6 protein-coding genes and 1 pseudogene are annotated in these 7,621 nt (G+C 70.6%); 1 reads left to right on the top strand and 6 read right to left on the bottom strand.

What is annotated here, in order from left to right; all coding sequences use genetic code 11:
- On the bottom strand, nt 1-2,588 hold a 2,588-nt coding region (gene recC / locus F3J18_RS34290), incomplete at its 3' end, for an exodeoxyribonuclease V subunit gamma (RefSeq protein WP_166916531.1).
- A 163-nt stretch (nt 2,589-2,751) separates the two neighbouring features.
- Here recC and F3J18_RS34285 point away from each other — a divergent pair.
- Nucleotides 2,752-5,052, top strand: coding sequence for an FUSC family membrane protein (locus F3J18_RS34285; RefSeq protein WP_025099729.1), 2,301 nt, complete (start codon nt 2,752-2,754; stop codon nt 5,050-5,052).
- A 58-nt stretch (nt 5,053-5,110) separates the two neighbouring features.
- On the opposite strand, the gene F3J18_RS34280 is transcribed toward F3J18_RS34285, so the two are convergent.
- From F3J18_RS34280 to F3J18_RS34260, 5 genes and pseudogenes are all read right to left on the bottom strand, one after another.
- Nucleotides 5,111-5,296, bottom strand: a complete 186-nt coding sequence (locus tag F3J18_RS34280; protein ID WP_013697204.1) for a hypothetical protein — start codon at nt 5,294-5,296, stop codon at nt 5,111-5,113.
- Between the two features lie 55 nt (nt 5,297-5,351).
- The gene (locus tag F3J18_RS34275) at nt 5,352-5,822 is read right to left on the bottom strand and encodes an Lrp/AsnC family transcriptional regulator (RefSeq protein WP_013697203.1); all 471 of its coding nucleotides are present in this window, start codon (nt 5,820-5,822) and stop codon (nt 5,352-5,354) included.
- Nucleotides 5,823-6,020: 198 nt separating this feature from the next.
- On the bottom strand, nt 6,021-6,662 hold the full coding sequence (locus F3J18_RS34270) for an NAD(P)H-binding protein (protein WP_025099728.1): 642 nt from the start codon (nt 6,660-6,662) through the stop codon (nt 6,021-6,023).
- A 135-nt stretch (nt 6,663-6,797) separates the two neighbouring features.
- Entirely contained in the window at nt 6,798-7,238 is a 441-nt protein-coding gene (locus tag F3J18_RS34265; RefSeq protein WP_013697201.1) for an Rrf2 family transcriptional regulator, read from the bottom strand.
- A 91-nt stretch (nt 7,239-7,329) separates the two neighbouring features.
- Nucleotides 7,330-7,621 (bottom strand): annotated as a pseudogene (locus tag F3J18_RS34260) (hypothetical protein); the annotation flags it as partial.

The raw sequence follows: 7,621 nt of genomic DNA, 5'->3' as shown, positions 1-7,621 counted from the left end.
TGCGCGTCGAACAGCGCGACGCCGAGCCGGTCGCGCAGCAGCGCGCGCGCCGGATGGCGCCAGAAGCGCTCGAAGTCGCCGAAGGCCACCGGCGCCTCGGGCTCGGGCGGCAGCGGCGCGGCGAAGAACGGCGGCACGTCCTCGGTCGCGCCGCGCGCGAGCTGGCCGGCCAGCGTGGCGCGTTCGGCGTCGTAGGAATAGAGCCGCCCGCCGGTCTCGAAGTAGTCGGCCGAGAACGGCTGCAGCGGATGCTCGATCACGAAGGCGCGCCGCGCCGCCTCGATCGCGGCCGGCGCCGCGCCCGGCCCGGCCGTGACCTCGGCCACGTAGTCGAGCAGTTCGTCGACCAGGGCGGCCGGCGGCAAGGGCGCGTTGTCGCGGATGCTGCGGCCCGTGTAGGTGATCAGCAGCCGGTCGCGCGCGGCCAGCAGCAGGTCGAGGAACAGGTTGCGCTCGTCGTCGCGGCGCTGGCGATCGCCGAGCTTGGCGAACACCGCCATCAGGTCGAACTCGTCGGCGCGCGCCAGGCTCGGCAGCACGCCGTCGTCCATCCCGACCAGGCAGACCACGCGATACGGCAGACCGCGCAGGCTGGTCAGCGAGGAGAAGGTCACGCCGCCCCAGGGCACGCCGCCGCGCGCCGGATCGTCGAGCGCGGCGGCGAAACCGGCGCGCATCACGGCGGCCGGCACCGGCAGGTCGCGCGCGCCCTCGCGGATCGTCGCGACCAGCGCGTCGAGCGCGTCGCGCACGCCCGACAAGGCGTCCGCATGGGCCGCGCCCGAATCGAAGAAACGCGCCAGCGCATCGGCGAAGATCTCGCCCCAGGCTTCGGGCGTTTCCTCGCCGGCGATGCGGCCGGCGAACCAGTCGAGATCGTCGGTGAAGCGCGCGAGCCGGCCCAGCAGTTCGGCCTCGCCGCCCTCGGGACCGTCCACCGGCAGATAGGCGCCGACCGGTGCCGCGCCGTCCGGCATCGCGTAGCCGAGGAACAGCCGCGCCAGCGCATCGGCGAAGGTGTGGCGGCGCACCGGCACGGCGTCGCCGTCCACCGCGCCGCCCGCGGCATCGTTCGCGGCCGCCAGCCCGCGTCGCGCGCCGGCCGCGGCGAGCCAGGTCTGCACGGTCTCCAAAGCGGCCGCGTCGATGCCGTAGCGGGCCGCCACCGCGTCCACGCGCAGCCACTCCACCAGCTCGGGCGCCCCCACCTCGCGATCGGGCAGGGCCAGCCAGTCGAGCAGCACGCGCGCCACCGGGTTGGCCTGCGAGGGCGGCAGCCCGGTGATCCGGTACGGCACGCGCGCGGCCTCCTGCGAGGCGGCGGTGCCGAACACCGCGTCGATCAGCGGGCCGGCCGCGGCCAGGTCGGCCACCGCCACCAGCACGTCCGAGGGCGCGAGCGTCGGATCCTCGGCGAAGGCGGCCAGCAGCCGGTCGTGCAGCACCTCGAGCTGGCGCGCCAGGCCGTGGCAGACATGCACCTCGATGCCGCGCTCGGCCGGCGGCGGCCCCAGCTCGGCCTCGGGCTGCAGGTCGAGGATCGCGTTCTGGATCCGCGCCAGCCAGGTGTCGCCGGCAAACCCGTCGTATTGCGCGGCATCGGTGGCGGCGGCGGTTTCGGTCAGCTCGTGCAGCATGTGCAGCTGCGCCTGGGTCTGGCGCCCCCACTCGGCCAGCAGCGGATGGCCGACCTGCTGGTAGTCGAGCTGGCCGGCCGCGTCGAGCGACTCGACGCGCGCGGCGCTGACGATGTCGAACCAGAATTCGCGGCAGGGATTGAGCGCGTAGATCCGCACGTCGATCCAGCGCGACAGCTCGCGCAGCAGCGCGACGTGCAGCGGCGGCATGGTCGGCAGCGCGAACACGCTGACCGCATCGGGCCAGGCGGCCAGCGTGCGCGCGTCGGGCGCGAGCGCGGGCGCCTCGCGCAGGAAACGATGCGCGGGCGGCTCGCCGTCCTCGGCAAGCTCGGCCACCAGCGCGCGCCACAGCGCGGCCTGCCAGTGCTCGTCGTCGCGCGCGGCCTCGGCGCCGCGCGAAGGCGTGCCCTCCAAGGCGAAGATCGAGCCGCCGTCGCGCCAGGCCGCCAGCCATTCGGGCCGGTAGGTCAGGTAGTGGTCGAACACCGAGGCGAGGCGATGCGCCAGCTCGTAGCGCATCGGCGCATCGGCCGCCGCCAGGTAGGCCGCGAGCCGCGGCGAGGCGAGCCAGGGCGCCGCGCCGTGCGCTGCCCCAGCTTCGTCGAGACCGCCATGAGCGCCGTCCTCGCCCTCAACCTCCACCGCCTCCGACAGCAGCCGGTAGCAGCGCCACACCAGCCGGTCCGGCGCGAACGGCGAGCGCGGCGGCACGCGCAGCACCTGGCCGATCTGCGTCCACAGCCATTGCGCCAGGTAGCTGAACTCGAGGTTCGCGCAAATGCCGTGCCGCCCGGCGATGTCGAGCTCGAGCCGCCGCCGCAGCGCCGCGCTCGGCACGATCACCTGCTGGCGCGCCCACGGGCCCGCCGCGCCCGGATGCGAGGCGAGATGCTCGATCAGCGCATCGGCGAGGGTTTCGTGGCGGTTCGAGAAGAAGAGATGGAGCATGCAGGCGGCGCAACGGACGAGGCGCGGCACGACACCGCGCAGGAAGCGCCAAGGATAGCAAACGCGCCCGCGCCCGGATATTCGGAGAACGGCCAGACGGCCGGCCCGGGGAAATACGATAGACTCGTCCGTCCCCCCGCGCCGTTTCCTCAACCCGTCCTCGATGCGCTATTCGATCGAAATCAGGAAATTCCTGTACAGCCAGTATTTCTTCGGCGGCCTGCGAATCGCCGTCGGCGTGTCCCTGCCGGCCGTGCTCTGCCTGATCGTGTTCCACGAACGCGACCTCGGCTTCACCATCGCCACCGGCGCGCTGGGCGCCTGCGTGGTCGACATGCCGGGCCCGCTCAAGTACAAGCACAACGAAATGCTCGCGTGCAGCGTGATCGGCTTTTTGTCGGCGCTGGCCACCGGCCTGGCCACGCCGAACATCTTCGCGCTGTGGCTGACCATCGTGCCGCTCACCTTCGTGCTGTCGCTGATCGTGGTGTACGGCAACCGCTGGCCGCAGATCAGCTTCGCCACCCTGTTCATGATGGTGATGACGCTGGAGGACAGCTTCACGCCGCTCGAGGCGCTGGTCAACGCGGCCTGGATCCTCGCCGGCGGCCTCTGGTACACCTACTGGGCCACCCTGGTGTCGCGCTGGCAGGCGCGCCGCATCGAGCAGCAGGCGCTGGCCGACAGCCTGTTCGCCTTGTCCGGCTACCTGCTCGCGCGCGCCGATTTCTACGATCCCGATGCCGATCTCGACGAGTGCTACCGCAACCTGGTGATCAAGCAGGTGGCGGCGGTCGAATCGCAGGAAACCGCGCGCGACATCGTGCTGCGCAACCTGCCCAAGCTGCGCCACGGCAAGCTCGACCCGGCGCGCACCATGATGTTCAACCTGTTCATCAACAGCGTCGACCTGCACGAGATGTTCGTCGGCGCGCATACCGACTACCCGCTGGTGCGCAGCACCTTCGGCGGCTCGGACATGCTGCTGTTCTATCGCGACCTGATCCGCAAGGCCGCCTCCGACCTCGAAACGGTCGGCCTCGCGGTGCTGGAGAATCGCGCGAGCCAGCCGCGCATCAGCGTGAAGGCCGAGCTGCGCGCGATCGAGTACGAGATCGAGCTGATGCGCAAGAAGAACTTCGCGCAGACCAACCCCGAGGCCTACGCGGCCGTGCTGGCCACCTTCCGGCGCATCTGGAGCGCCACGCGCCTGATCGACAAGATGCGCCGCGCGCTCGCCGAGACGCCCGACACCAGCAAGACCGAGCTGAAGATCGACCAGACCCTGGCGCGCTTCCTGCAGCGCCGCCGCGTCTCGCCGATGCTGATCTTCTCCAACCTCAACCTCGGCTCGCCGAGCTTCCGCCACGCGCTGCGCGTGACGGTGGCGGTGGCGCTGGCGTTCTGGCTGGGGCGGCTGCTGCCGCTCACCAATGCCTACTGGATCGTGATGACCACCATCATCATCCTGAAGCCGGGCTACTCGCTGACCAAGCAGCGCAACGCGCAGCGTATCGTCGGCACCCTGCTCGGCTGCGCGATCAGCATCGCGCTGATCTACACGGTCAAGTCGCCGGCGCTGCTGATCGCGATCATGTTCGGCTCGATGGTGATGAGCTACAGCCTGCTGCTGTTCAACTACGCGGCCAGCGTGGTGTTCACCTCCTCCTACGTGCTGCTGATGTTCCACCTGCTCGCGCCGGGCAGCATGCGCATCATCGGCGAGCGCGCGATCGACACGGTGGTGGGCTGCATGATCGCGATCGCCGCGAGCCGGCTGTTCCCCTACTGGGAATACCGCGCGATGGGCAAGCTGGTGGCCGAGGTGCTGGGCACCACCCGCAAGTATTTCGAGGCGGCCTGGCGGGTCGGGCGCGGCCAGGGTGCGCCGGCGGCGCCCTCGGTGGCCGCCGCCGACGGCGCGGCGGTGGTGCAGGCGGTGGCGGCCGCGGCCGAGTCCGGCAAGGTCTCGCCGCTCGAGAGCGACTACCCGTATCGCCTCGCGCGCAAGAACGTGCACATCGCCTTCGCCAACCTGGGCCAGGCCTTCCAGCGCATGATGCTGGAGCCCAAGGCGCACCAGCGCTTCGTGCCCGAGCTCAACGACCTGCTGGTGCAGGCCCACGTGCTGGGCGCGCAGATCACGGCCGCCGCGCCCCTGCTGCGCAGCGCCACCGGCGAGGGCGCGCCCGATGCCTACGCGGCGCTGGAACAAGGGCTCGCGCAGGTGCGCGAGCATCTCCAGCAGGCCGAGGCCGGCATGCCGCCGCCCGCCGGGCAGGCCGAGCTGACCAAGCGGCTCTCGCGCGATCTCGATTCGATGGTGGTGGAAGCGGAGAAGTCGAGCCAGGTGGGCTCGGAGCTGGCGCACGACCTGAAGGTGCTGGCGCACCAGTGCAAGCAGATGCTGGCCTCCTCGCTGCTGATCCGCAAGGACGCGAGCCTGATCCGGCTGCCGGCCTGAGGCGGGGGAAGCGGCACCGATGGAAAAAGGCCCGGCGTCGTGCCGGGCCTTTCGGACTTCAGCCGCCCGAGGCGCCCGAAGCCGGCGCCGAGGCGGCCGCGCCCGGCGCCGCGCCATGTTCGGCGTCGTAGGCGCGCTTCTCGGAGATCGCGTTGTAGAGCACCGTGCCGATCACCGCCAGCACGATCACGACGATCATCACCGACACGCCGCGTACCGGGTTCTTCCTGCGCTGCTCGCTCATGGTCTGTGGCCGCCTCGCGGCGGACGATCGAAAGGGCTCATTCTACGCGCGGCCTTCAGGCCGGCGCGAGCTCGGTGCGCACCGGCAGCGCGGTCGAGTACTTGATCTGCTCCATCGCGAACGAGGAGCTGACGTCGAACAGCGGCACGCTGCGGATCAGGTGCTTGTAGACGCGGTCGTAGTCGGCGATGTCGGCCACCACCACGCGCAGCAGGTAGTCGGTCTCGCCGCTCATGCGATAGACCTCGACCACCTCGGGGATGTCGCAGACGGCCTGGGTGAAGCTGCGCGCCCACTCCTCGGTGTGCTGGTTGGTGCGCACCGCGACGAACACGGTGGTGCCCACGCCGAGCTTGCGCGCATCGCACAGCGCCACCTGGGCGCGGATCGCGCCGGTGTCCTTGAGACGCTGGATCCGTTTCCAGCAAGGCGTCTGCGACAGATTCACCTTCTGCGCGAGTTCGGCGATCGGCAGCGTCGCATCGGTCTGCAGCAGTTCCAGCAATTTGCGATCGATGTGGTCCATTTCCCCATTCCTGTTGGTATAGAAAATTTTTCTACGCTGGATGCTACACGGGGAACATTATGAAAACTTATTCGCGACGTCGACCGGGGTAAATACGGAGCCGGCCGGGCCGCCGCGACGGACCGCATGCGAGGACGGCGAGCAGGCACGAGCCGGTGCCGCCCGCCTCGCCCTCCCCGCCCTCCCCGCCCGCCTCGCTCAATACGCGACTGTGGCGATCTCGCGCACGAACTGCCCCTGCTCGATCGCATCGACGAAGGCGACCGCGTAGTCCTCGCTCGAGATCCGGCTATTGCCCTCGGCGTCGCTGATCAGCTTGCCGGTGCCGGTGCGGAAGGTGCCGGTGCGCTCGCCCGGCGCGATCAGCGCGGCCGGCGCGAAGAAGGTCCAGTCGAGGTCGTTCACGCCGCGCAGGTAGCCGAGTGCCTCGCGATGGGCCAGCGCCTGCGGCTTGTAGGCATCCGGGAAACCTTCGGTATCCACCAGTTGCGTACCCGGCGCGACTTCCAGCGAGCCGGCGCCGCCCACCACCAGCAGGCGCTTGACGCCGGCCGCGCGCGCACCGTCCACCAGCGCGCGGACCGCCTTCGGCACCTGGGTCGCGTCGCCGCCGCCCGGGCCGTAGGCGCTCGCCGCCACGTCCTGCCCTTGCAGCGCCGCCGCCACGCTGGCCGCATCGAACAGGTCGGCCGTCTTCGCCGTGATATTGCCTTCGCTGCCACCGGCGCGGCGCGACAGCGCCGTCACGCGATGCCCGCGGCGCGCCGCTTCCGCCGCGATCCGCGAACCGATGCCGCCCGATGCGCCGAACAGCGCGATGTTCAAAGTCTTCTGCGTCATTTGCTTGATCCTCAGGGTGATATGTAATCGATTCAATTACATTTAATGGCAAAAAAAAGCGGGGATCGGCTCCCCGTACCTCGGCACTGCCCGAACTGCATCCTGCCCACCGGCGGCCCGGCCGCCGGCTTCCCGCTATCCGTCCTGCCGCATCTCGTGCTCGCGCAGCACGTCGGCCATCACGTCGGCCACCGTGCGCCGCGCCAGCGAGGCTTCCATGGCGCGCTGCGCATCGTCGATATAGACCGTCAGCACGCCCTGGATATGCCGCCCCACCAGGCAATCGGGGTTCGGCGCCTCGCGATGCAGGGCGAACAACTGCCCGTCGTCGACCGCGCGATACACCTCCAGCAGCGTGATCGAGCCCGGCTCGCGCGCCAGCAGCGCGCCGCCGCCGGCCCCCAGTTGCGAGGTGGTGATGCCCGCGGCGGCCAGCATCGAGGTCAGGCGCCGGATCAGCGCCGGGTTGGTGTTCACGCTGCCGGCGATGTACTCCGACGACAGCGGCACGCCCTCCTGCTGCGCCAGCAAGGTCAGCACATGCACGGCGAAAGCGAACCGGCTGCTCGTATTCATGCTCGGTGAACCGGCCGCGTGATCGCGCGGCCGTCTCGGCGACAAAGTGTGCTCATCATAGTTACATTTATTCCGGCCGGCAAGCGCAGCCTCAGCGATTCGCGGATTTTTCGGTATCCGCGGACGAGGCGCCCTGGTCGCGGCTCCATTGCTGGAGCTTGCGGCCGGCCGTCTCCAGGCCCGTGCCGGCAGCCGAGGCGGCCAGCCCGAAGGCGGCCGTGGCGGCCTGCTTGAGATGCGCCTGGGCGGCCGAGGCCACGTCGCTGGCCGACACCGGCGGCACGGCCGAAGCCGCCGACGCCACGCCGGCCTTGGCGGCGGCGATCTGGCTGTCGACGAAGCTGGCGGCCTGGTCGAGCTTGCCGGCGGCGGTCGCGGCGGCG

Origin of the sequence: Burkholderia sp. Ax-1720, assembly GCF_011753035.1 — a bacterium.
Lineage (GTDB): Bacteria > Pseudomonadota > Gammaproteobacteria > Burkholderiales > Burkholderiaceae > Burkholderia > Burkholderia gladioli.
Note: the sequence above shows the minus strand (reverse complement) of the source record. Positions and strands in the feature narration are given on the sequence as shown.